Consider the following 22580-nt stretch of genomic DNA (forward strand, 5'->3'; position numbering starts at 1 on the left):
CGTCGCGCACCTCGGCCCCTCGGCGGCCGCCGGGATCGGTACGCTGCTCGGCCTCGACGTCGCGACGATCGAGCAGGCCGTCGCGCAGGCTCTGCACACGACGACCGCCACGCGGCAGTCGCGCAAGGGCGAGATCTCGAGCTGGAAGGCGTACGCGCCGGCCTTCGCGGGGAAGATGGCGATCGAGGCGGTCGACCGGGCGATGCGCGGCGAGACCAGCCCGTCGCCGATCTACGAGGGCGAGGACGGCGTCATCGCGTGGATGCTGGACGGCGCCGAGGCGAGCTACGACGTCCCGCTGCCCGACCGCGGCGAGGCCAAGCGCGCGATCCTCGACACGTACACGAAGGAGCACTCGGCCGAGTACCAGGCCCAGGCGCTGATCGACCTCGCCCGCCGCCTGCACCGCACGCACCCCGAGGCCGCCGATCCCGAGCGCGTCGAGCGGATCGTCCTGCACACCTCGCACCACACCCACTTCGTGATCGGCTCGGGCGCGAACGACCCGCAGAAGTACGACCCCGCCGCGTCCCGCGAGACGCTGGACCACTCCGTTCCGTACATCTTCACGGTGGCGCTGCAGGACGGCGCCTGGCACCACGTGCACAGCTACGCGCCCGAGCGGGCCGCCCGCGCCGACACGATCGCGCTCTGGCACCGGGTCACCACGCAGGAGGACGCGGAGTGGACGCGCCGCTACCACTCCACGGATCCGGGCGAGAAGGCGTTCGGCGCGCGCGTCGAGATCCTGATGACGGACGGCACGACGATCGTCGACGAGATCGCGGTGGCGGACGCGCACCCGCTGGGCGCGCACCCGTTCAGCCGCGAGCAGTACGTGGCGAAGTTCCGCACGCTCGCCGCCGACGTGCTCGAGGAGTCCGAGATCGAGCGCTTCCTCGACCTCGCGCAGCGCCTGCCCGAGCTGACCCCGGAGGAGGTCGGCCGCCTCAGCGTGATCGCCGCCCCCGGCGTCCTCGCCTCGATCGAGCCCCCGCGCGGCCTGTTCTGATCCCGCCGCGGGGCCGCTCGCGCGCACGGCGACGTGCGCACGAGCGGCCAGGGAGCGCCGTCGTCAGGCGGTCTGCTCCGCGACCCGGTCCTGGGCCTCGGCGATGAAGCGCCGGCGCGAGAAGACGCGGGCGCACCTGAGCGACGCCGTGCTCGGCGGGAATCACGCCGACTCCCACGCACCGTGGTTCCACAGCCGCTCCTCGGGCGGTGGTGCGGCGACCCGGCTGGACCCGCGCTGAAGCGTCGTCCGGGACATCCCGGGCGGAGGGGACGGCTGAGCCGGCCGTACGCCGCGACCGGCTACTCGTCGAGATCGCGCAGGCGCGGCGCCCCATCGGAGAGGCCGTGCGGTTCCGAGTCGGACGGGACGACGGCGCCCGCGGCGCTGACGCAGCCCGCGGCCACCGTGATCCCGGGAAGCGCGATCGCGCCGGCTCCGATCCAGCAGCCGTCCCCGATCGTCACCGGGCGGTACTCGGGACCGCGCGCCTGCTGCCTCGCAGCGATGGTCAGCGTGCAGCAGACGACCGAGTCACGAGTTCTCGACGACCGGACACGCGGCGAGGGGAAGTCGCACGAGCAGGCGATCGGCTCTGGCGCGACGGCGGCTCGACGTGATCTGGGCACCCACGTCACGGATCGTGGCGCCTCCCTCGTCGCCCGGTTCCCGGACTCCTCGCTCGGCGTCGACGCGACCGGGACCGTCAGCGGATTCCCCCCTATCGAGGGCGAGGACGTCGCCGCCGACGTCCTCGTGCAGCTCCTCAGCTAGAGACGCCCGCTCACGAGGGTCCCTTCCTCCTAGGCTCAACGGCGCCGGAGCGCGATTCGAGTACAGCCCGGGCATTACCGCTCCTGGTCTTGTTCCCGAACAGGGCTACGAGCGGCACAACGACGGTATCGATCGCCCGCGCCACTAGGTCGATTGTCCGCGACCCCAGCATGACCAGCAGGAAAAGAGCGCAGACGATTCCGACGACCCACGGCCCGAAGGTCGCGAGTCCGCTCAGAAGGGCGGAGAAGGTTACGACCGTGCCGGTCGCGGCGAGGAAGTCGCTCACAAGAGTCTCGATGCCGGCGCGACAGCCCGCGCAGTCGCGCCTAGATCGATTGACTACTAGGGGCGTTGCTACTTCCGCGCCGGGATGCATCGTCTGAGCGGTTTCGGCTCGACGTCGCGGGACGCGGAGCATGTGACTCGACGATCTTCGGTGAGGAAGGTCTTTCGCAGAACGTGAGATCCACCGCTTGCGCGGCTAGTCCGATTGACGATCGCTTGCGCGGCGTCAGTGTGGGTGTCTCCGTTGCTGGGCCGGCACCTGCGAATCCGCGGGTCCGACCTGTTGTTGTGTTCATTCTGCCAGCCCGTAGCAGGGACACCCTCTCTGTTCGCTGGGAGCGTGAGGATGTCCCGTCGAGCCTGCTGCCTGCCGGTCCCGCAAAGAGATAGTTCACCGGACGCTGCGGACGCCTGCACGCCTGCACGCCTCCGCGCCGAGAAGCCTCTCTTTTCTTTCCGTTAGACTCGCCTGGTGAATTGTCCGGTTGGGGGATGCTCACTGGGACAATGTTAGAATGACCGACCTCGTTGGCTATGCCCGCGTTTCTACTGACAAGCAAGACGCGCAGGTGCAGCGCGACGCGCTCGCGGCCGCCGGCGTCCCGGCTGATCGCCTCTACGTCGACTCGGGCCCCACGGGCTCCAATCGCGCGTGCACTGCGCTGGCCGCGGCCCTGGCCGCCTGCCATGACGGATCGACCCTCCTTGTCACGAAGTTCGACCGCCTGGCCCGATCGATTAGTGATGCCCGCGACATAGCTGATGAGCTGACACGCAAGGGAGCGCGGCTGAGAATCGGCGGCACGGTGAATGACCCGATAGATCCGATCGGTCGGCTGCTATTCAACGTCTTGGCGATGATCGCTGAGTTCGAGGGCGACTTGATCCGCGCTCGAACCCGGGAGGGGATGAAGGTTGCGAAGGAGAAGGGTCGGCTCCGACGGAAGAAGCCCAAGTTGAGCCCGAGAATCGAAGGTCACCTCGTGGCGGAGTACCGGTCCTGCAACCACTCGATCGCGAAGCTCGCGCAGCAGTATTGTGTGGCGCGGTGGACCGTGTACCGCGCGGTGCAGCGTGCCGCAGTGGCGGACGCTCGGATCGCTGATGCGACGCTGATGATGCCTCGGGACGCGTGAAGTGAGCCGCGCCCGAGACCAACGGCGTCGAAGCGACGCCAAGGAGCGGCGCGCTGACACGAGGCGCCAGCAGTGGCTCGAGGAGACGAAGTCGACCGATACGCTGCGTCGCCTCTGCGTCCTCTGGGACGACCACGCTGCCAATCCCGTGACGAAGTACTCCACCCCTGTGAACACGCAGACCGTCATCGCCGTTCGAGCGCTCGTCGCGCACGCCGTCGACTGCGGCCGGGCGATCGCAACGCTGTATGAAGCGAAGCAGCCGCTCGCGGCTGTTCCCGTCATACGCACGCTGATGGAGGATGCGACGACCGCAGCTTGGCTCCTGAAGGCACCGGACGGCTGGAAGGGGTTCACGCGGGAAGGTGCGGAGGCGAGGCGCAAGCTGCTCAACAACATTCGCCAGGCCAATCCCGACCTGAAACCGGACCTGGTCGGGGCGGAGCTGGCTCGCGCGAAAGAGCTGCTCAACCGCTTCGGTGAGTACACGACCGACAACGACTTCCAGCAGAGGGCGAGGTCCGTCACGGGCACGGATCGCCTGTACGTGCTGTTCCGGATGGCATCCGGGGTGAGTCACGCCGGCGCGAAAATCGTGGACCTCTACACGGCTGCAGATCCAGGCAGCCCTTCCGGTTTCGGCTGGTTCGATCAGGCCCGCCATCCGCAGGCGGACACGTGGTTGCGCGTGGCCTCGGCGCTACTCCTGCGAGCGCTGACGGCCTGGGATCACGTGCTGGCGGGTAACCCCTTGCAAGAGCGCCTGACACCTCTGGCCGAGCGATTGGGTGAGGCTCCATCGCTCACCTACGGACCGCTATTTGAGACTGTCGCTCAGTAGCGATTCAGCCGACGATGCTGTCGACCTCGAGCGATCGTTGCGTCGTAGAGGGTTCGGCGCTACGCGCCCGACGGCAGTTTTTACCAGACTTGCTGCGGATTCCCGAAGGGAAGATTGTCAGACTCGCATTCTCTTTAAACGGGAGGGGAGCTGGTCAAAAGTTGAAGGGCTGGCGAGCCAGTAGGCCACGCCCGCCGCTCCGACCGCGAGGCTGAGTCCCGGCGAGCTGACCGGGCGCATGGCCTTCGCTTTCAAGCCGAGCGCTGAGAGCTGTAGCCAGGCCGGTGAAAGTCGTGCCGTGGAGCTTCTTCCAACTCGCCATGACTCACCGTCCCTCGGGCGAATCCTAGGCGTAGGAGCCGGATGAACGCCGTGCCTATCGCCAGGAAATGTCTCCGAGGGGCGTGCATCTCGACAGGGTCGCACGCGTCGGCAACACGGCTTTCAACCTGAGTCGTTTCGCTTGAACACGCATCGAGGCCATCCATCCGATAAGCGGTGCGATGCCGGAGGCGGGTGGTCGTCAGGAGTGCCCCAGCGGGGCATCCCGGAGGGACGCGCAGCGCGCTTACTGGTTGACGTGATCCGACGACCGCCAGCAGCCCGACCGACCCCGCTCGCGGCTTGCATCCCGTGCTCGATTCGTGGGGCGAGTGTGCGCAGAGCGTCGGGCTCGAAGTCGTACTGGCTGGTCGTCCGCGAGGCGCAGACCGCCGCGGGACAGGTCACGATCCACAGCCGCGAGACAAGCGCCAAGGGCGACATGATCAAGCACCGGTTCGGCTGGCACGTCGTCACCCGCGTGAACCCCAAGAGCGTGACCGTCGCGCTCGACTGGAACGACGGCACTCGCCCCTACAAGGTGAACAACTCCGACGTGCAGGGGCACCACACCGCCGCCGAACTCGATGTAGCCCGCGAGGCCGCCACGGAGACGTCCTCGCCGAGCTGATCGGGCGAGGGCCGGCCTTCGGGCCGCCCGTGAAGGGGCGGCTCTCACCCTTCCCAAGTATCCCGTTCCGGGCCGCGAGCTGTGCTCGCGCAGCGGCGACGGAACGCCGCCCAGAGGCCCGTCCGCCTGCGCCGGCCGCTCCGGCTCGCCCGGTGGGCTCACGTTTCTTTGCCGTGAAGCCTCCGGCGGCTCGTTCGCTGCGCTCCCTCGTTGCGACCGGAGCTCTCCGCGCAAGTGGCTGCGCCACCGGCTCCTCCGAGACTTTCGGCACGCGGTCGCTGCGCTCCCTTATCTCGCGCCGAAACTCTCTACTCCGCCGCCCTCCGGGTTGCACTACGCCCTCCAGTCGCGAAGGCGGAAAACCGCCTTCCTTACCGTTATTTCCGTGGATTCGGGGCAGTTGTAGGCTCCGGAACGCGCCAGGGGTCCCGGGTATGGCTGACCGCCTTCAGCCGCCTGATGGCACGCCGTGATTAGCCGCCCGGGACCCCGCAACGGCAGGACCGCTCATTGAGAAACGCGACCAGATCGCCCCGTAAGGACATGCCGGCACGGTCGTTCACGGCGCACCGCACCCCTCAACGGAAGGACCCTGCATGCCACAACTCTGGGCCGGTATCGACGCCGGCAAGACCGAACACCACTGCGTCGTCATCGACACGAACGGAACCAAGCTGCTCTCGCAACGGTTCAAGAACCGAGAAACGGCGATCCTGACCCTGATGGGCGACGTCGCCTCCCTGCCGGGCGGCACCGACGTCGCCTGGGCGACGGACCTCAACCACGGCGGGACGGGGCTGCTGCAGACGCTCCTGAACTCGCACGCGCAGCCACTGTTCTACATCTCGGGCCGAGTCGTGCACCACGCCTCGGGTGCCTACCGGGGCGAGGCGAAGACCGACGCTAAGGACGCGGTGATCATCGCCGACCAGGCCCGGATCCGGCGAGACATGACGCTGATGCGCCAGGCCGACGAGGTCACCGCGGAGCTGCGCCTGCTCTCCGCCCGACGGGAGGATCTGGTGCACGACCGCACCCGGGCCGTGAACCGGCTGCGCGCCATCCTGGTCCACTACTTCCCGTCGCTTGAGGGGGCGTTCAACTACGCGACGACCAGGGGACCGTTGGTGCTGCTCACCCGGTACGCGACCCCCGGAGCGATCCGACGGATGGGGGAGGCGCGGCTGGCGTCGTGGTTGAAGGGGCAGGGTTGCTGGAAGTCCGCGGCCGTGGCGAAGGCAGCGATCGACGCTGCTCGCGAGCAGACGTCAGTCGTCGTGGGGGAGGGGGCAGCAGCGCGGCTGGTCAACCGGTCCGCGCGTGATCTGCTCCGCATCCGCGACGAGGTCGCAGAGCTCGACGCGGAGATCGACGCCGCTTTGCAGGACAGCAGGTCCGCGGATCTGCTGGTGTCCATCCCGGGGTTCGGGCGCAGGCTCGCCGCGGATTTCCTCGCCGCGACCGGTACCGACCTCGCCGCGTTTGAGACGCCTGACAGGCTGGCCAGCTTCGCCGGTCTCGCCCCGGTGCCGCGCGATTCCGGGAAGATCTCCGGCAATCACCACCGGCCACGGCGCTACGACCGGCGGCTGTTGAACGCCTGCTTCCAGGCAGCGTTCATCGCGTCGAGAAACTGCCCGGTCTCGCGCTCGTTCTACGAACGGAAACGCCACGAGGGGAAGTCGCACAAGCAGGCGCTGATCGCTCTCGCTCGGCGCCGCATCAACGTCATCTGGGCGATCTTCCGCGACCAGACCACCTACAACCCCACCCCGACCCGGCCGAACGACCCCGTCACCCCACTTCCGCAGCACGGTCCAGAGTCGCCATCAAGGAGCGGACCCGCCATCGCCCTCGCGGCCGCCTGACGCGCCTAGGTAAGGAGCTCGGCTTGGATCCGGGCGGCGACCGCCTCTCGGAGGGGGCGGACGTTCTCAGCGCTCCAGTCAGTCGGGTCGGGGAACTTCCACTCCAGGAACCGACCGGACGGGGTCGCGGGGAGCGTGAGGCCGGGCTTCATGGCGACGACGATGTCCGCGTTCTCGAGGTCCTCGACCGTGACGGCGCGGGGGGTGCGGTCGCTGATGTCGAGGCCGAGCTCCGCGACGGTCGCGGCGATCGCGGGGTTCACCGTGTCGGCGGGCGAGAGCCCGGCGGAGGTGGCGGTGTGACGGTCTCCGGCGAGGATTTCGAGCAGGCCGGCGCCGAGTTGGGAGCGGCCGGCGTTGTGCTGGCAGAGGAAGAGGACGGTGTGCTTCTCGGTCATGCGGGGAGGCTGCTTCCGGTGTTCGTGCGGGTCCAGGTCTGGGTGGCGATCTGCACGGCGTCCCAGGGGGAGCCGAGCGGGGGTGTGTAGGAGAGGTCGAGGTCGGAGACCTGCTCGACGGTGAGCCCGGCGAACAGGGCGGTCGCGTAGGTGTCGACGCGCTTGGCGGTCTCGGTGCCGAGGCGTCCGACGAGCTGCGCGCCGAGCAGGCGCCCGTCGCCGGTGTCGCCGGTGATGCGGATCGTGATCGGCTGCGCGCCCGGGTAGTAGCGCTTGTGATCGTCCGCCACCGCGGTCGTCGTCGCCGGCGCGAAGCCCGCGGCGAGGGCCTCGTGTTCGCGGAGACCGGTGCGGGAGGCGACGAGGTCGAAGACCTTCACGACCTGCGTGCCGAAGGAGCCGGCGAACCGGGCTTCGCCGCCGAGGGCGTTCTCGCCCGCGACCCGACCCTGCTTGTGCGCGGTGGTGCCCAGCGGCAGGTAGGTGCTGCCGAGCAGACGGTGGTGCGTGGTCACTCCGTCGCCTGCCGCGAACACGTGCGGCAGGCCCGTGCGCATCGCCTCGTCGACGACGACCGCGCGGCCGGCGCCGAGAGACGCTCCGGCGCGGGCGAGCAGGTCGGTGTTCGGCTTCACGCCGACGACGAGGAGGACGACGTCAGCGGTGCGGGTGAGAGGTGTGCCGTCGTGGTCGGCGTGCACGGCGAGGCCGGTGGCGGTCTTCTCGATCGAGGCGACGGTGGTGCGGGTGAGAACCTCGACGCCGCGCTCGGTCAGTTCGGTGTGGACGAGGGCGCCGAGTTCGGGGTCGAGGGTGGAGAGCACTTCCGGGCCGCGCTGGAGCTGGGTGACTCGGAGGCCGCGGACGGTGAGGGCTTCGGCCATCTCGAGGCCGACGTAGCCGGCGCCGACGATGATCGCGGTCTGCGGGTCTCGACTGTCGAGGAACCGCTCGAGCGCGAAGGTGTCGCCCATCGAGTGCAGCACGTGCACTCCGTCCTCCGGCCCCAGTGCGTCCACTCCCGCGATGCCGGCGGAGGAGGCGAGGGCGCCGGTGCCGACGATCAGCTCGTCGTACCCGATCCGGTCGAGCGAGCAGTCGGGGGTGCGGACGGTGAGCTGCTGCCCGGCGACGTCGATGTCCGTCGCGAAGGTGTCCAGGCGCAGGGTCATGCCGGTGGCTTCGAGATCGGCGTGGCTGCGGTGCGCAAGCGACTGCCATGGCTGCACCTCGCGGGAGAAGTAGTACGGGATCCCGCAGATGGAGAAGTTCGGGTACGAGTCGGCGACGACGACGGTCACGTCGACGGACGGGTCGAGCTCGCGGGCGCGCAGCGCGGCGGAGATCCCCGCGTCGCTGCCGCCGATAGCGACGAGATGCATCAGATGGGCCTTTCGAATCAGACGTGTGAAGAGGTCGAGGTGGCCGGGACCACAAGGTCCCCGGCGGCCCGGGCGGCGCCCGGGAAGAGGAACACGGCGATGCCGACGCCGATCGCGGCGCCGACGAGCTGCGCAGCGACGAACGGCAGGACGGAGGCGGGGGCGATGCCGGCGAAGGTGTCGGTGAAGACGCGGCCGAGAGTCACGGCGGGATTCGCGAACGAGGTCGAGGACGTGAACCAGTACGCGGCACCGATGTACGCGCCGACCGCGGCCGCCGCGAGCGGGCCTCGGTGCGTACGGGCGAGGGAGAGGATCACGAGGACCAGGCCCGCGGTGGCGACGACCTCCCCGAGCAGGTGCCCGGCAGTGACCCGCTCCGTCGTCGCGATCGAGGACGGGATTTCGAACATCGCATTCGCGAGGACCGCGCCGCCGATGCCTCCGAGCAGCTGCGCGCCCACGAACACCGCCAGCTCCCGCCCCAGCAGGCCGGTGCGGTCGCGACGACCGAGGACCGCGTCCACGGCGGAGACGAGCGGATTGAAGTGCGCCCCCGACACCGGGCCGAGAGTGAGGATCAGCACCGCCAGCCCCAGCGCGGTCGCGAGGGAGTTCTCCAGCAGTTGCAGACCGACGTCGTCCGGGGAGAGCGTCTGAGCGGCGATGCCGGAGCCGACGACGATCGCCACGAGCAGACCGGTGCCGAGGAACTCGGCCACGGCCCGACGAGCGAGCGGAGGAGGGGAAGTGGTGTCCATGTCGTCGGCCATCTTGACCGCTCACGATCACTCAGTCAAGATTGAGTCAATGAACACCGAGCGAACCGAACTCGAAGCGCGCGCCGCCCGGCACGCCGCCCTCAGCGACCCCGCGCGCCTGCGGATCACCGACCTGCTCACCCTCGGAGACCTCGCGCCGCGGGAGCTGCAGGACCGTCTTGGGATGCCCTCGAACCTCGTCGCGCACCACCTCGCCGTCCTCGAGCGCGAAGGCATGATCCTCCGTCGCCGCTCGGAGGCGGACCGGCGCCGCAGCTACGTCCATCTGATCCCCGGGGCGTTCGACCAGCTCGGGCCCTCGACCACCGCCGCAGCGCGGCGAGTGCTGTTCGTGTGCACCGCGAACTCCGCCCGCTCCAAGCTCGCCGCGCAGCTCTGGGCGCAGCGCAGCCCCATCCCCGTCGCCTCCGCCGGCACCCACCCGGCCGCCGCGGTGGCCGCCGGAGCGATTGCGACCGCCGAACGCCACGGCCTCCCGCTACCCGAAGGAGCCCCGCAGCAGCTCGCGGACGTCGTCGCCGACACAGACCTCGTGATCACCGTCTGCGACGCCGCGCACGAGGAACTCGGCTCGGACGCGCTGCACTGGTCGATCCCCGACCCGGTACCTGCCGGCACGGATGCCGCGTTCGATGCGGCCTACGACGAGCTCGCCGCGCGCGTCGACGCTCTCGCGGCGAGGGTCACGGCCGCCTGATCAGACGCGGGTGAGCATCCCGGCGAGGGAGTCGAGCGCGCCGGGGACGAGGGAGAAGTACGCCCACGTGCCGCGCTTCTCGCGGGCCAGGATCCCGGCGTCCACGAGGATCTTCAAGTGGTGCGACACGGTCGGCTGACTCAGCCCGACCGGCTCCGTGAAGTCGCACACGCACACCTCGCCCGAGCTGCTCGACGCCACGATCGACACCAGGCGGAGCCTCGCCGGATCCGCCATCGCCTTCAACGCTCGCGCCAGCAGCTCCGCGCCCTCGGCGCTCAGCGGCTCGCGCGCGAGCGGCGCGCAGCACGCGGCCGCCGCCGCGGTGAGAGTCAGCTCGGTCGTCGCCATGCCTCCACCCTCCCACACATTGACAGCCATCGATATGCCGGGGCAGACTCGATCCATCGATGACCGTCGATGTTGAGGAGTGCACCTGATGACCCTGCTGCTGACCGTCCCGCCCCGCACCGACGAGCGCCGCCTCACCGGCCTGCCCGTCGCCGTCATCGGCGCCGGCCCCGTGGGTCTCGCCGCCGCCGCGCAGCTGCTCGAGCGCGGCCTCGACGTCATCGTCTACGAGGCGGGTGAGAGCGCAGGTGCCGCTGTGCAGCAGTGGGGTCACACTCGCTTGTTCTCCCCGTGGGAGTTCCTGGTCGACGCGGCCGCCGGGCGCCTGCTCGACGCCGCCGGCTGGGAGGCCCCCGCAGCGAAGAAGCTGCCCACCGGGCACGAGTTCGTCCGCGACTACCTCGCTCCTCTCGCCGCGACCCCGGAGCTCGCCCCGGTCATCCGCTACCGCTCCCGTGTCACCGCCGTCTCTCGTGAGGGCATGGATCGCACCCGCTCCACCGGCCGCGCTGCGACCCCGTTCCTGCTGCGCCTGGACACTCCGGAGGGCGCCGTCGACGTCACCGCGCGCGCGGTCATCGACACCTCCGGCACCTACTCCACGCCCAACGCGCTCGCCTCCGCGGGCCTTGACCCAATCGGTGTCCTTGATGTCGCGGAGCACCTCAGCCACGCACTGCCGGACGTGCTCGGTGCGGACCGTGCCCGGTTCGCCGGGAAAAGCGTCCTCGTCGTCGGCGCCGGCCACTCCGCCGCGAACACCCTGATCAAGCTCGCTCGACTCGCCCGCGAGGAACCGGAGACGAGGATCACGTGGGCGATCCGCGGCACGAGCCCGGTGCGCGTCTTCGGCTCCGGCGACGACGAGCTCGAGGAGCGCGGCAAGCTCGGCGGCACCGTCCACCAGCTCGTCCGCGACGGCGCGATCACCCTCCTGGACCGCTTCGAAATCGACCGCCTCGAGAAGACCCCCTCCGGCGGCGTCACGGTGATGGGGCGCCGCCGGAAGGAGCGCGAGAGCGTGGAAGTCGATGTCGTGGTGCAGGCCACCGGGTTCCGGCCCGACCTCGACATGCTGCGCGAGATCCGCGTCTCCCTGGACGAGATCGTGGAAGCACCCCGCGCCCTCGCCTCGCTCATCGACCCGAACCTGCACTCCTGCGGCACCGTCGACCCCCACGGCGTCGCGGAACTCGCCCACCCCGAGCCGAACTTCTTCATCGCCGGGATGAAGTCGTACGGCCGTGCGCCGACCTTCCTGCTCGCCACCGGCTACGAGCAGGTCCGCTCCATCGCGGACGAACTCGCCGGCGATCACGCCGCCGCCCGGCGCGTCCAGCTCGTGCTCCCCGAAACCGGCGTCTGCTCCACCGACATCGGATCCGCCGGAGGGAGCTGCTGCTCATGACCGCGATCCGGCCGATGACCCCCGGAGACTGGGCGGCGGTCGAGACGATCTACCGCGAGGGGATCGCGACCGGGCACGCCACCTTCGAGGCCGAACCGCCCACGCGGGAGGCGTTCGACGCGGGGAAGCTCGACGTCGGGCGCCTGGTCGCCGTCGACGGAGAACAGATCCTCGGCTGGGCCGCGTTGTCGAAGGTCTCGGCCCGCCCCGTCTACCGGGGCGTGGTCGAGCACTCCGTCTACATCGCCGCCGCTGCACGTGGCCGCGGCGTCGGATCGAGGCTGCTGGCCGCGCTCATCGCCGCGGCGGACGACGCGGACCTGTGGACGATCCAGTCGAGCATCTTCCCCGAGAACACCGCCAGTCTCGCCCTCCACGACCGCGCTGGATTCCGGCGTGTGGGCATCCGGGAGCGCATCGCGCAGATGACGTACGGGCCGGAGGCTGGCCGCTGGCGCGACACGATCCTCATCGAGCGGCGGCGCCCGTGACGCCGTGACTCGTCCAGGATCCGCGTGTATCGTGATCGTCACAACGGGCCGGTTCCCGGAACGTTGCCAGCCGAAGACCCCGCCTAGCGGGGTCTTCGTTTTTAAGGCGTCCAGATCCGGTCGTGCGACGTCGACGCGTCGATCAGAGCGCCCAGGCGCGTCATCGTCGCCGCGGACTTCGGGTGCGTCTCCGTCACCGTCTGCCGACGCCGGTGCAGGTAGATCGCGAGGTCGGCCGCCTGCACCCCGGCGGCGTTCCTCGAGGACGCGAACTGGATCGGGGAGGAAATCAGGTTAAGGCGGCTCGTCAGGTAGCCCGGCGTGCCCAGTGACCGGTAGCTCTCGAACTGCCGCCGGTGCTCCTCCTGCGTCGCGATCTCGTCGGCGACGACGATCACCTCCTCGGTATCGAAGGAGAAGACGTCACGGCGGTACTCGTTCACCCGCTCGAGCATGTGCTGCAGCACGATCTTGTGCGGCTGCTCCGGGTACCGGTACCGGGCGTTCAGGCGCTTCACGTCCACGCCCCGGAACAGGTAGCGGACTTCTGCCTCCTGCGCGATGCGCAGCGCGGCCGCGTAGATGCCCGCCGCCTCACGATGCTTCCCGCGCAGAGGAGCCCACTCGCCGGCGCCGCCCATCAGCTCGTGCCCGTGAAACTCGACATCCGCCGGCACCCCGTGATCCGCGGCGATCTGCTCCCGGAGAGCGGCGTAGCCGTGCTCGAGCTGCTCCCACTTCTCCTGTGTCGTCACGGCAGCGCCGATGAAGTAGAAGTCCTGTGTGTAGGACTCGTCCAGGTACGCGATCAGCACTCCGTCATCATGTCAGCGACCCCCGCCACCACTGGCGGCAGAACAGCCCGGACGGGCCGCTCCGGACAGCTCAAAGGCGCGAGCATGTCGCAGGAACACACATGCTCGGGGTGCATGGAGAGCACCCGATCGATCGGCTGTCACCGCTTGCGCGCGTCGGCGTCGAGGGTCTGCTGGAGAAGTCGGAGAGCCTTAGGTCCTACCCCATGGAGGGTCGCGAGGTGGTCCAGGCCCACCCGCCGCAGGTCGTCCGCATCGTGCACGCCCGCTTCCTCGAGCGCGCGGGAGGCCGGGGCGCCGATGGCGGGTAGCTGTCGAGACGGTTCCATAAGTCCGACCCTACGAACCGAACTGCTGCCCCGATAGCCGATGTCATCGCTCACCTCGGCACGCCTGCGCCAGGCTGCGGCGCTACTGCGGTCGTGTTCGTTCGCCTCATCCCACGGATCGCAGCGGATCGAACTGCCGTGAAGCCGTCGAAGGACAAGCGGGAACGCTTAGCCAGGGCGCCGGTATCCCGCTGCGTCGAGGACCGCCGGCGTCATTCAGGGCGGGTTGCGCACTTGAACGTCAGGAGCGGACGAGCCGCGCGATGGCGTCGGAGGCTTCTTGCAGCTTGATCTTCGCTTCGTCGCCGCCGGCTGCGGCGGCCTCGAGGACGCAGTGGTTCAGGTGGTCGTTCAGGAGACCGAGCGCGACGGACTCGAGGGCGCTGGTCATCGCGGAGATCTGGGTGAGGATCTTGATGCAGTACTGCTCGTCTTCAACCATGTTCTGCAGGCCGCGAGCCTGCCCCTCGATGCGGCGAAGGCGGCGGAGGTACTGGTCCTTGTCGGAGATGTAGCCGTGGGCGCCGGTGATGTCGGTCTGCTCGCTCGTCTGCTCGGTCACGGTGTCCTCATCCCCCGGGTGCTGGTGCAGCTCGTCCGCTGCTGCGCGGGGCGGACGGGTACGGAGGGGGTTTTCAGCCGCTCCGGCTGCTTTCTGCATACTCTAGGGGGGTATGCATGGGCGTCCCTTCTGATGCCCTCGGACGAGTGACGAGCAGTGTCGGAGGTGTGGATCATGAGCGACAGCGTCGTTTCTAAGCTGTCCGCGCCGCTGATGCGCGCGGTGGTCGTGGTGCTGACGTTGGCGGCTCTGCTGCTGGGCGTGTTCGCGATGCACTCGATGATGGGCAGCCATTCCGACGCGTCTGTGTCCGCAGGACACACGCATGCGCAGACCGATGCTCACGCCGACCCGGTAGCTGCGTCGACAGGCGGGATGGCTCTCGTGGCTGGCGCCGATCAGGGCGCGGTCGTGCCGATGGTGCCGTGTGATGACAGTTGCGCGATGGGGTGCGCTCTGATGGCGGCGACGTGCGTCATCGTCTTCTTCCTCGCGTCCCTGATCCTCCTGGCCCGGGTGCCGGCGCTGTTCGCGCGCGTGCTCGACGCGGGTCCGCGTCTTCTGCTGCTCGTTCCGCGCGCGAAGTTCCATGTGTATCTGCCGTCGTTGACGGTGTTGTCGATCAGTCGCACCTGATTCGCCTGTCGTCGCAGCGTCCGCTGCGACCTCATCACCCCGCCCGCAGGGCGCGGTTCCGGCGATTCCTGCTACCGACTGAACGGATACGACACTCATGAACACCAAGCGCACTCTTCTCGCCTCGACTCTCGCTCTGGCGACCGCAATTACTCTGGCCGCCTGCTCGGACAGCTCCGGCACGGGCGGCATGGAGGGGATGGACCACAGCAGCTCCTCCTCGTCCGCGTCCGCGTCGCCGTCTTCGACTGCTGCGGCGGAGGCGGACTTCAACGATCAGGACGTGATGTTCGCGCAGATGATGAAGCCCCACCACGAGCAGGCGGTGGAGATGGCCGACATGATCCTCGCGAAGGACGGCATCAGCACCGACGTCACCGACCTCGCGACCCAGATCAAGGAAGCGCAGGGTCCGGAGATCGCGCAGCTCGAGGAGTGGATCAGCGCGTGGGGCGCTGAGGACTCGATGTCGGGCATGGATCACAGCATGGACGGGATGATGTCCGACGAGGACATGTCCTCGCTGGAGAGCGCGACCGGCGCCGAGGCGGAGACGCTGTTCCTCGAGCAGATGATGATGCACCACGAGGGCGCCGTGGAGATGGCGCAGACCGAGGTCGACGAGGGCCAGAACGCGGACGCCATCGACATGGCGAACACGATCGTGCAGACCCAGACCGAGGAGATCGCAACCATGCAGGATCTCCTCGCGTCCCGCTGACCCGTCTTTCTGACGCCCCTTCCCCCTCCTGGGCAGGCGGAGCGCTGCTGCGTCGCGCCCGTGCGCGCTACCGCCGCGCCCCGGTGGGGGTCGCCGTACCTGGCGATCCCCACCCTCTACTTCTTCGCGCCCTCTGAGGGCGCTCGAACCAGAAACGTCCCCCTATGCACCGCCTTCCTCTTCACCCCCGTCCGCTTCGCTCGGGAGTCGCCCGGTGAGCGCCGCGTCGACGCCGACGAGCGACCCGCGCCGCCGCGACGTGCACCGCACCCGAACCCGCACCCGCGATGCCTCCCCGCGGCAGGCTGCGCTCACGCTCGGACGCCGGGTGACGTACACGGCGCCCTCGCGCGCAGACGCTCACGCGTTGCAGCAGGCCGCCCGCGCCGCGGCCCGCCCGCGACCGACCCCGCCGGGCACGGCCACGATGCGGCCGCGCCTGGCCGGGATGTCCGCGATGACTCTCGTCACGATGATCGCGGTGACCTCCTCCATGCCCGCGTTCGCCGTGGAAGGCACCCCGACCACGACCGCGACCCTGGCCGTCAGCGAGGTGCAGCCGCAGACGTTCGTCGCCGCCGGCGCCGTGCAGCTCACCGTCACCCGTGACGCGTTCGGCGCGGAAGCCAAACCCGAGGTGCTGGTGACCGCCGCCGTCGCCACGGCCCTCGTGGACGACGCATCAGAAGACTCCGCCGCGTCCCTCGAGGACAGCGGCATCGCGGGTGCCGCCTGGCGGGTGCCGGTCGCGGGCCGCATCTCGAGCACCTTCGGTCCGCGCCCGAATGCTCCGGTCTCGGGAGTGAGCCCGTTCCACAAGGGCACCGACCTCGCCGCCCCCTGCGGAACACCCGTGGTCGCCGCAACCGGTGGGACCGTCGAGGAAGCCGACTACGCCGGCAGCTACGGCAACTGGATCCTGCTGGCGAGCAGCGACGGCATCGAGACGGGCTACGCGCACAACAGCGACCTGCTCGTGGACGTGGGTGACACGGTCGCCGCCGGCGACCTGATCGCTCTCGTGGGCTCCACCGGCGCCTCCTCCGGCTGTCACCTGCACTTTGAAACGCGCGTGGACGGGAGCCCCGTGGACCCGGAAGGCTTCATGAGCGATCTGGGTGTCGGCCTTGGCTGAGCATTGCGGGCACCGCTCGCGCCGCACGCGGCGTCTCGCCGTCATCGTCGGCGCCGCCGTGACGGTGGCGCTGCTCACCGGCTGCGTTTCGTCAGGCCGCGTGGAGACGGGCGCGCTCGTGGCCGCGCCGGCAGGGTTGGAGCACGTGCACGGGCTGGGCTGGGATCCGGTGACCGGGCTCACCTACGCGGCTGCGCACTCGGGAGTGTGGGTGATCCCCACCGACACCCTCCCGGACACCTACCCGGCCAGCCCCACCCCGACCGACGACGAAGCGGGCGGAGGGCCGGTCGCCGGCCGGGCGCAGGACACGATGGGGTTCACGATCACCCCGGAGGGAGTGTTCTACGCCTCCGGGCATCCCGACCCCGCCGACAGGTCCGCGCCAGGACCCAACCTGGGTCTGATCCGCAGCATCGATGCGGCCGCGACCTGGGAGCCGGTGTCCCTGAGTGGGGAGACGGATTTCCACGACCTCGCGACCGTCGCTCTCACCGATGCGGCGACCCGCGTGTACGGGTACGACGCGAGCCGCGGCGTCATCCTCCGCAGCGACGACTCCGGCGCCGCATGGACCCCGTCTGCGCAACTGCCGCTGCGCGATCTGACCGTGGACCCCGAGCGTCCCGACCGGGTGTTCGCGACGACCGAGACGGGCTTACAGGTCAGCGAGGACGCCGCGGTCACGTTCCGGCCCGTCTCCGGCGCGCCCGCCCTGTTCCTCGTGGACGGCAGTGCCGGCGGGCAGCTGGTCGGTGTCGACGTCGACGGGACGTTGTGGACGGGAACTCTCGAGGGCTCCTGGCAGAGCCACGGAACCCTCGAGGGGCAGCCGGAGGCGTTCGCGCTCGTCGACGGCGAAGAACAGTGGGTCCTTGCCGCCGACGAGCGCGGAGTGGTCGCCTCCGGCGACTACGGGCGCACCTGGACGGTACTGCGGCCCTCCTCGTGACGGACTGGGCTGGTGTCGCGTTCGCGCGCGGCGCGGGTGCTGGCCTGCGGGGACAGCTCCAGGCGGCGCAGCAGCTGCGCGTTCACGGCGACGACGACCGTGGACGCGGACATCAGCAGAGCCCCGACCGACATCGGCAGCACGAACCCGATCGGCGCGAGCACTCCCGCGGCCAGGGGGACGGAGAGGAGGTTGTAGCCGGCCGCCCACCACAGGTTCTGCTTCATCTTCCGGTAGCTGGCCCGGGACAGCTCGATCACGGACAGCACCGACCGGGGGTCATCGGAGGCCAGGATCACCCCGGCGGATGCGATCGCGACATCGGTGCCTGCGCCGATCGCGATTCCCACGTCGGCCTGCGCGAGAGCGGGAGCGTCGTTGACGCCGTCACCGACCATCGCGACCCGTCGGCCCTCGCGCTGCAACTCGATGACCTTCGCGGCCTTGTCCTCCGGCTTCACGCCGGCGAACACCCGGTCGATGCCGAGCTCCTCGCCCACGGTGCGGGCGACCGCTTCCGCGTCGCCGGTGATCATGACCACCTGCACGCCGATCGCGTGCAGCGCGTCGACAGCCTGCCGGGACTCCTCCCGCACCTCATCCGCGAGCCCGAGAGCCCCGATGACCCGACCGCCGGCGAGGACGTGGAGGATGATCATCCCCTCCGCCTCCCACGCGCGCGTCTGCTCGAGCGCGGCAGCGTCGTGCGCGCGCAGCATCGACGGACCGCCCACGCTCACCGCACGCCCCTCGACCTGCGCCGTGACGCCGACAGCGGTCGACGCCTGGAAACCGGTCGCTGCCGGCACCCGCACGCCGCGGCTGTTCGCGGCTGCCACGATCGCCCGAGCGAGAGGGTGCTCACTGTCCGCCTCGACCGCCGCAGCGACCGCGAGCAGCTGCTCCTCGTTCACCCCGTCGACAGTGTGCACGGCGGCGAGCGTCGGCTCGCCCTTGGTCAGGGTGCCCGTCTTGTCGAACAGGACCGTGGTCACCGTGCGCATGCTCTCCAACGCGAGACGGTCCTTGACGAGGACGCCGCCCTTCGCGGCCCGCTCGGTCGCGATGGACACCACCAGCGGGATCGCGAGTCCCAGCGCGTGCGGGCACGCGATGACCAGAACCGTGATGGTGCGGATCACCGCCTCGTCGGGACTGCCCAGCAGCGACCACACGATCGCGGTGATCACTCCCGCGCCCAACGCGAACCAGAACAACCACCCGGCGGCAACATCAGCGATGCGCTGCGCCCGGGAGGACGAGTTCTGCGCCTCCGTGACCAGGCGCTGGATGCCGGCGAGAGCGGTGTCGTCGCCGACGGCCGTCACCTCCACCCGCAACGCCGTGTCCGTGGCGACCGTGCCGGCCACGACCATCGATCCCGGGCCGCGACTGACCGGGCGGGACTCCCCGGTGATCATCGACTCATCCACGTCCGCGGTGCCCTCCAGCACCCGGCCGTCCGCCGGCACCCGGCCGCCGGGACGCACGACCACGACATCCCCCTGCACCAGGTCCGCGGGAGACACCTTCTCCACCTCACCCTCGCGCACCCGCTCCGCCTCATCCGGCAGCAGCGCCGCGAGAGAGTCCAGCGCCGAGGACGTCTGCGCGAGAGAGCGCATCTCGATCCAGTGCCCGAGCAGCATGATCACGATCAGCAGCGCCAGCTCCCACCAGAAGTCCAGCTCGTGATCCAGCAGCCCCGCGCTCGCACCCCACGACGCGAGGAACGCGACCGTGATCGCCAGAGCGATCAGCAGCATCATCCCCGGCGTCCTCGAGCGCAGCTCCGACACCGCCCCCTGCAGGAAGGGCCGGCCGCCCCAGACGTACATCACCGTCCCGAGCACCGGCGAGATCCAGCCGACCCCCGCAACGTCGGGGAGGGAGTAGCCCAGGATCATCGAGAACATGCCGCTGAACACGACCACCGGCACCGCGAACACCAGCATGATCCAGAACAACCGCCGGAACTGGCCGACATGATCGCCGTGGCCGCCGTGGCCGCCGTGGCCGCCGTGGCCGGCAGCGCCCGCCGTCATGTTGTGGCCTGCGTGAGGATCAGGCGCTCCGCGCATCTGGTGCCCGGCGTGCCCGTCAGGGGCCGTACTCACGTGATGACCTGTCCTTCCCGCGTCGACGTCGCGTGCTTCGACGGTGCGGTGAGCACTCTCGTGCTCGTCATCGTGCAGGTGGTGCTGCGCCATCATGACTCCTTCCGGCCGCTTCCGGCCTGATCCGACGGTATACCCCCCGGGGGTATCAGACAACGGGGTGATCGGGCGGAAGATTCCCGACTTGACCGAAGATGTCGGGGCAGGGGCAACGCACCACATCGATACGGGATGGGTTGGGCGGGTGCCTAGGCTGAGCGCATGAGTGACTCCAACCCGTCTGGCACGCCGTCGCCCGTCCCGGAGCGCCCCCGCTGGGTGAAGGTGTTCATGGTCGTCGTCGTCGTCCTCGCGATCGGCTTCATCGTCGTGCACCTGCTCACCGGCGGCGGGGCGCAGATGATGAATCACTGATGATGCTCGGCCCGCGAGCTCGCCGAGTCGCCCTCACCGTCCACGTCCTGGTGTCCGTGGGCTGGTTCGGCGCGGTGGGCGCGTTCCTCGCGATCGCGCTCGTCGGAGCGACCAGCAGCGACCCCTTCACGGTCCGAAGCGCCTACTTGGCGTTGGACCCGCTGGGGACGTTCGTCATCATCCCGTTCGCCCTCGCCTCCCTCGCCACCGGAATCCTGCAAGGCCTCGGAACGCACTGGGGACTGGTGCGCCACTACTGGGTGGCGATCAAGCTGTGGCTGAGTGTCTTCGCAACCGCAGTCCTCCTGCTGCACACGCGCCTCATCGAGACGATGTCCCTCGCCGCCCGCCACGGGCTCATCCCCTCCACGCTCGAGGGAACCCGCACGCAACTGGTCGTCGCGACCGCCGGCGGCGCCGTCGTTCTCGTGGTTATCACCGCCCTGTCCGTCCTCAAGCCTCGCGGCCGCACCCGGCTCGGGCTGAGAGCAACCCGAACGACCTGACCGGCGTTGAGTTCCGGCGTGTCAGCGCCGAGACAATGAGGAGGCGCGGGGGTGATCGCTGCCCGGGCGCAGCGCTATCCAGAGCCCGCACCGCCGGCACACGTACGCGGCGCCATCGTTGAGTGCGTGAACCTGACGTCGACGGCGGGCCCGTCCGCAGCAGGAACAGGTGACGGAGGAATCAGGGTTCACGGGCAGCGATCGCTTCCACGAGCTGCTCCGTCGTCGGAAGACCCGCCAGCCCGCTCGGCGTGAAGTAGATCCGACAGGCAAGATCCGTGGTCCGCCCGCCCGACGGGAACAGGTCTTCCCCGTCGAGGGTGATCGTCGGGGAACCCGCGAAAGCGACGCCGGCGGCGTCCTCCGGTGTCGCCAGAAGCCGGTAGGTGACGGGGATGTCGGAGTGGCCGGTGGACTTCAGCGCCTGGTCCAGGCGAGGGCCGACGTCCTTCCAGTTCGGGCAGTCGTCGATGTGAAGAACCTCGATCATCATTCTCCGATCATCCTCCCGCCGTGCGCGTCGCACCCGAGGAGAGCACTTCTGAGGTTGAGGGTGTCTGCCCCGGAACATCGATCGTCAGCCCGCTCGTGGCTCGCCTGTCGGCGCCCGCTCTAGTCATCGTCATCGTCGTCTTCTACGAGCTCGCCTTCCCAGGCCTCGCGTCCCTCGTGAATGGCGAAGAGAGCGATGACGAACCCTGCAACCGGGTCAAGCCACGCGGCTCCAGTGAGGGCGTAGAGGACGAGCCCGACGAGGGTGGAGACGCTCAACAGCACGCAGATCCGAGTCTCCGCTGCGTCCGCGAGGATCAGGGGGTCTCCGAGCCTCTTCCCGACACGCGTTTTCACCGCCGCAAGGACCGGCATGACGATGATCGAGAGGATCAGGAGCACGATGCTGACCGGGGAGGACTCGGGAGCGTCACCCGCGATCAGGCTGCGGATGCCCTCGATGCTCACGTAGGCGGCGAGGAGGAAGAACGTCACGGCGACGAACTTCAACGTGCGCCGCTCCTTCGCTTCGTCCGCCTCACCATGCCGCAGCCGCGCCGCCAGGCGCAGCCCTACCAGCACGGCGGCGATCGACTCGATGCCGGAGTCGATGCCGAACCCGATCACGGACACGAGTCCCGCGGCGATACCGGCCGCGATCGCGACGATGCCCTCGATGACGTTGTAGGCGACGGTGAACTGCGCCAGGCGCAGCCCGCGTCGGGTCAGCTGTTCGGTCTCGGCGGGGGTGAGTGCGCTCATTCGGTGGTCCTCTCGGGGCGGGGGTGACGGGTCAGATGGGGAGGACGAATCCGTTGATCAGGTTCTGGAGGCGGTAGATCAACTGGGTCCACAGGCCGCTGACCATGGCGGTGCCGATGAGGATGAGTAGCCCTCCGCCGAGGAGGTTGATGGTGCGGATGTGGCGTTTGAGGAAGCTGGTCGCGGTGGCGGCCCAGGAGAATCCGAGGGCGATCAGCAGGAACGGCAGTCCCAGGCCCAGGCAGTACAGCAGGCCGAGGAACGCGCCGCGGCCGGCGGAGGCGCCGTCCAGGCTCAGCGCGGAGATCGCGGCGAGGGTGGGCCCGAAGCAGGGTGTCCAGCCGAGCCCGAACACCACACCGAGCAGGGGTGCTCCGGCGAGTCCGGTCGCGGGTTTCCAGCGGGGGCGGATGGTGCGTTGCAGGAACCGGACCTGCCCGATGAACACGACGCCCATGAGGATCACGAGCACTCCGAGGATGCGGGTGACGGTGTCCTGCCATTCGAGCAGCCATGTCCCGAGGGCGCCGAACGCGGCGCCGTAGGCGATGAAGACGACGGCGAAACCGGCGATGAACAGGCCCACTCCGGCGACGAGGCGGCGCCGGCTGCCTGTGGCGAGGTCGGGGTTTCCGCCGATGTAGGCGAGGTAGCCGGGGACGAGGGGGAGCACGCACGGGGACGCGAACGAGACGAGGCCGGCGAGGACCGCGATGGGCGCGGCGAGCAGGAGTTGGCCGCTGAACACAGCCTCTCCCC

The 22580-nt window shown here is 69.5% G+C and carries 28 protein-coding genes; 16 read left to right on the forward strand and 12 right to left on the reverse strand.

All coding sequences use genetic code 11. The features are described 5' to 3' along the window. On the forward strand, positions 1-1012 hold a 1012-nt coding region (locus C5C24_RS11235; RefSeq protein ID WP_146082593.1), incomplete at its 5' end, for an MmgE/PrpD family protein. Between the two features lie 103 nt (positions 1013-1115). Beyond that, on the forward strand, positions 1116-1253 hold the full coding sequence (locus C5C24_RS17965) for a hypothetical protein (protein ID WP_181028835.1): 138 nt from the start codon (positions 1116-1118) through the stop codon (positions 1251-1253). A gap of 61 nt (positions 1254-1314) precedes the next feature. Here the strand turns inward: C5C24_RS17965 and C5C24_RS18440 are convergent, their stop codons facing one another. Further along, a complete protein-coding gene (locus C5C24_RS18440) occupies positions 1315-1479 on the reverse strand; it encodes a hypothetical protein (RefSeq protein WP_258061468.1) in 165 nt (54 codons plus the stop codon). Between the two features lie 49 nt (positions 1480-1528). Between C5C24_RS18440 and C5C24_RS18255 the strand changes: the two genes are divergently transcribed. Then, the gene (locus C5C24_RS18255; protein ID WP_219812872.1) at positions 1529-1786 is read left to right on the forward strand and encodes a hypothetical protein; all 258 of its coding nucleotides are present in this window, start codon (positions 1529-1531) and stop codon (positions 1784-1786) included. Between the two features lie 10 nt (positions 1787-1796). On the opposite strand, the gene C5C24_RS11245 is transcribed toward C5C24_RS18255, so the two are convergent. Further along, positions 1797-2075, reverse strand: coding sequence for a hypothetical protein (locus tag C5C24_RS11245; protein ID WP_104256101.1), 279 nt, complete (start codon positions 2073-2075; stop codon positions 1797-1799). Positions 2076-2589: 514 nt separating this feature from the next. Between C5C24_RS11245 and C5C24_RS11250 the strand changes: the two genes are divergently transcribed. The 4 genes from C5C24_RS11250 (at position 2590) to C5C24_RS11265 (ending at position 6871) form a co-directional block, all read left to right on the forward strand. Beyond that, complete coding sequence (locus C5C24_RS11250) at positions 2590-3210, forward strand: recombinase family protein (protein ID WP_104277818.1); 621 nt, start codon at positions 2590-2592, stop codon at positions 3208-3210. A 169-nt stretch (positions 3211-3379) separates the two neighbouring features. After that, positions 3380-4051 carry a DUF5677 domain-containing protein gene (locus C5C24_RS11255; protein WP_181135525.1) on the forward strand — a complete coding sequence of 224 codons (672 nt, stop codon included), beginning with the start codon at positions 3380-3382 and terminating at the stop codon, positions 4049-4051. Between the two features lie 655 nt (positions 4052-4706). Beyond that, the gene (locus tag C5C24_RS11260; RefSeq protein WP_104277816.1) at positions 4707-5003 is read left to right on the forward strand and encodes a hypothetical protein; all 297 of its coding nucleotides are present in this window, start codon (positions 4707-4709) and stop codon (positions 5001-5003) included. A 596-nt stretch (positions 5004-5599) separates the two neighbouring features. Continuing rightward, a complete protein-coding gene (locus C5C24_RS11265) occupies positions 5600-6871 on the forward strand; it encodes an IS110 family transposase (protein WP_258065187.1) in 1272 nt (423 codons plus the stop codon). A 5-nt stretch (positions 6872-6876) separates the two neighbouring features. Here the strand turns inward: C5C24_RS11265 and C5C24_RS11270 are convergent, their stop codons facing one another. From C5C24_RS11270 to C5C24_RS11280, 3 genes are read right to left on the reverse strand one after another with little or no spacing between them, the layout of a single operon-like run. Then, entirely contained in the window at positions 6877-7269 is a 393-nt protein-coding gene (locus tag C5C24_RS11270; protein WP_104282067.1) for a low molecular weight phosphatase family protein, read from the reverse strand. Continuing rightward, positions 7266-8651, reverse strand: coding sequence for an FAD-dependent oxidoreductase (locus C5C24_RS11275; protein ID WP_104304985.1), 1386 nt, complete (start codon positions 8649-8651; stop codon positions 7266-7268). The genes C5C24_RS11270 and C5C24_RS11275 overlap by 4 nt, the downstream gene beginning before the upstream one ends. 17 nt (positions 8652-8668) lie before the next feature. Further along, positions 8669-9412, reverse strand: a complete 744-nt coding sequence (locus C5C24_RS11280) for an MIP/aquaporin family protein (RefSeq protein ID WP_181028834.1) — start codon at positions 9410-9412, stop codon at positions 8669-8671. 49 nt (positions 9413-9461) lie between these two features. Between C5C24_RS11280 and C5C24_RS11285 the strand changes: the two genes are divergently transcribed. After that, positions 9462-10130 carry a helix-turn-helix domain-containing protein gene (locus tag C5C24_RS11285; RefSeq protein ID WP_104282065.1) on the forward strand — a complete coding sequence of 223 codons (669 nt, stop codon included), beginning with the start codon at positions 9462-9464 and terminating at the stop codon, positions 10128-10130. Here the strand turns inward: C5C24_RS11285 and C5C24_RS11290 are convergent, their stop codons facing one another. Continuing rightward, positions 10131-10481, reverse strand: a complete 351-nt coding sequence (locus C5C24_RS11290) for a helix-turn-helix transcriptional regulator (RefSeq protein ID WP_055794488.1) — start codon at positions 10479-10481, stop codon at positions 10131-10133. Positions 10482-10569: 88 nt separating this feature from the next. Here C5C24_RS11290 and C5C24_RS11295 point away from each other — a divergent pair, with 88 nt between their 5' ends. Both C5C24_RS11295 and C5C24_RS11300 read left to right on the forward strand, forming a co-directional pair. Next, positions 10570-11889, forward strand: coding sequence for an FAD-dependent oxidoreductase (locus tag C5C24_RS11295; protein WP_055794485.1), 1320 nt, complete (start codon positions 10570-10572; stop codon positions 11887-11889). After that, on the forward strand, positions 11886-12380 hold the full coding sequence (locus C5C24_RS11300) for a GNAT family N-acetyltransferase (protein WP_055794483.1): 495 nt from the start codon (positions 11886-11888) through the stop codon (positions 12378-12380). Before C5C24_RS11295 ends, C5C24_RS11300 begins: the two co-directional genes overlap by 4 nt. 101 nt (positions 12381-12481) lie before the next feature. Here the strand turns inward: C5C24_RS11300 and C5C24_RS11305 are convergent, their stop codons facing one another. Together C5C24_RS11305 and C5C24_RS11315 are read right to left on the reverse strand one after the other, a co-directional pair. After that, on the reverse strand, positions 12482-13195 hold the full coding sequence (locus C5C24_RS11305) for a DUF3800 domain-containing protein (RefSeq protein WP_181135526.1): 714 nt from the start codon (positions 13193-13195) through the stop codon (positions 12482-12484). A gap of 570 nt (positions 13196-13765) precedes the next feature. Next, positions 13766-14086: a metal-sensitive transcriptional regulator gene (locus tag C5C24_RS11315; protein ID WP_055794478.1), complete on the reverse strand. Its 321-nt coding sequence runs from the start codon at positions 14084-14086 to the stop codon at positions 13766-13768. Positions 14087-14260: 174 nt separating this feature from the next. Here C5C24_RS11315 and C5C24_RS11320 point away from each other — a divergent pair, with 174 nt between their 5' ends. The 4 genes from C5C24_RS11320 (at position 14261) to C5C24_RS11335 (ending at position 17530) form a co-directional block, all read left to right on the forward strand. After that, complete coding sequence (locus C5C24_RS11320; protein ID WP_146078443.1) at positions 14261-14722, forward strand: hypothetical protein; 462 nt, start codon at positions 14261-14263, stop codon at positions 14720-14722. A gap of 97 nt (positions 14723-14819) precedes the next feature. Further along, entirely contained in the window at positions 14820-15443 is a 624-nt protein-coding gene (locus tag C5C24_RS11325; RefSeq protein ID WP_055794475.1) for a DUF305 domain-containing protein, read from the forward strand. A gap of 448 nt (positions 15444-15891) precedes the next feature. After that, positions 15892-16578: a M23 family metallopeptidase gene (locus C5C24_RS11330; RefSeq protein ID WP_181135527.1), complete on the forward strand. Its 687-nt coding sequence runs from the start codon at positions 15892-15894 to the stop codon at positions 16576-16578. After that, positions 16571-17530 (forward strand): F510_1955 family glycosylhydrolase, encoded by a 960-nt coding sequence (locus C5C24_RS11335; protein WP_146078441.1) that lies wholly within the window; start codon positions 16571-16573, stop codon positions 17528-17530. Before C5C24_RS11330 ends, C5C24_RS11335 begins: the two co-directional genes overlap by 8 nt. Here the strand turns inward: C5C24_RS11335 and C5C24_RS11340 are convergent. Beyond that, positions 17491-19575, reverse strand: coding sequence for a heavy metal translocating P-type ATPase (locus C5C24_RS11340; RefSeq protein ID WP_374953959.1), 2085 nt, complete (start codon positions 19573-19575; stop codon positions 17491-17493). The two genes, C5C24_RS11335 and C5C24_RS11340, sit on opposite strands and share 40 nt — an antisense overlap. Positions 19576-19908: 333 nt before the next feature. On the opposite strand from C5C24_RS11340, the gene C5C24_RS17970 reads away from it, so the two are divergent. Continuing rightward, positions 19909-20061: a hypothetical protein gene (locus C5C24_RS17970; protein WP_157603228.1), complete on the forward strand. Its 153-nt coding sequence runs from the start codon at positions 19909-19911 to the stop codon at positions 20059-20061. Continuing rightward, the gene (locus C5C24_RS11345; RefSeq protein ID WP_219812359.1) at positions 20061-20567 is read left to right on the forward strand and encodes a DUF2269 domain-containing protein; all 507 of its coding nucleotides are present in this window, start codon (positions 20061-20063) and stop codon (positions 20565-20567) included. Before C5C24_RS17970 ends, C5C24_RS11345 begins: the two co-directional genes overlap by 1 nt. Positions 20568-20748: 181 nt before the next feature. Here C5C24_RS11345 and C5C24_RS11350 read toward each other — a convergent pair whose 3' ends face one another. The 3 genes from C5C24_RS11350 to C5C24_RS11360 all read right to left on the reverse strand — a co-directional run bounded on the left by C5C24_RS11350 (position 20749) and on the right by C5C24_RS11360 (position 22569). Further along, the gene (locus C5C24_RS11350; protein ID WP_055794463.1) at positions 20749-21060 is read right to left on the reverse strand and encodes a hypothetical protein; all 312 of its coding nucleotides are present in this window, start codon (positions 21058-21060) and stop codon (positions 20749-20751) included. Positions 21061-21179: 119 nt separating this feature from the next. After that, positions 21180-21821: a cation diffusion facilitator family transporter gene (locus C5C24_RS11355; RefSeq protein WP_055794460.1), complete on the reverse strand. Its 642-nt coding sequence runs from the start codon at positions 21819-21821 to the stop codon at positions 21180-21182. Positions 21822-21852: 31 nt separating this feature from the next. Next, positions 21853-22569 (reverse strand): cytochrome c biogenesis CcdA family protein, encoded by a 717-nt coding sequence (locus C5C24_RS11360; RefSeq protein ID WP_374952936.1) that lies wholly within the window; start codon positions 22567-22569, stop codon positions 21853-21855. Between the last annotated feature and the right edge of the window lie 11 nt (positions 22570-22580).

The organism is Rathayibacter sp. AY2B3, from assembly GCF_002931755.1.
In the GTDB taxonomy this organism is placed as follows: domain Bacteria; phylum Actinomycetota; class Actinomycetes; order Actinomycetales; family Microbacteriaceae; genus Rathayibacter.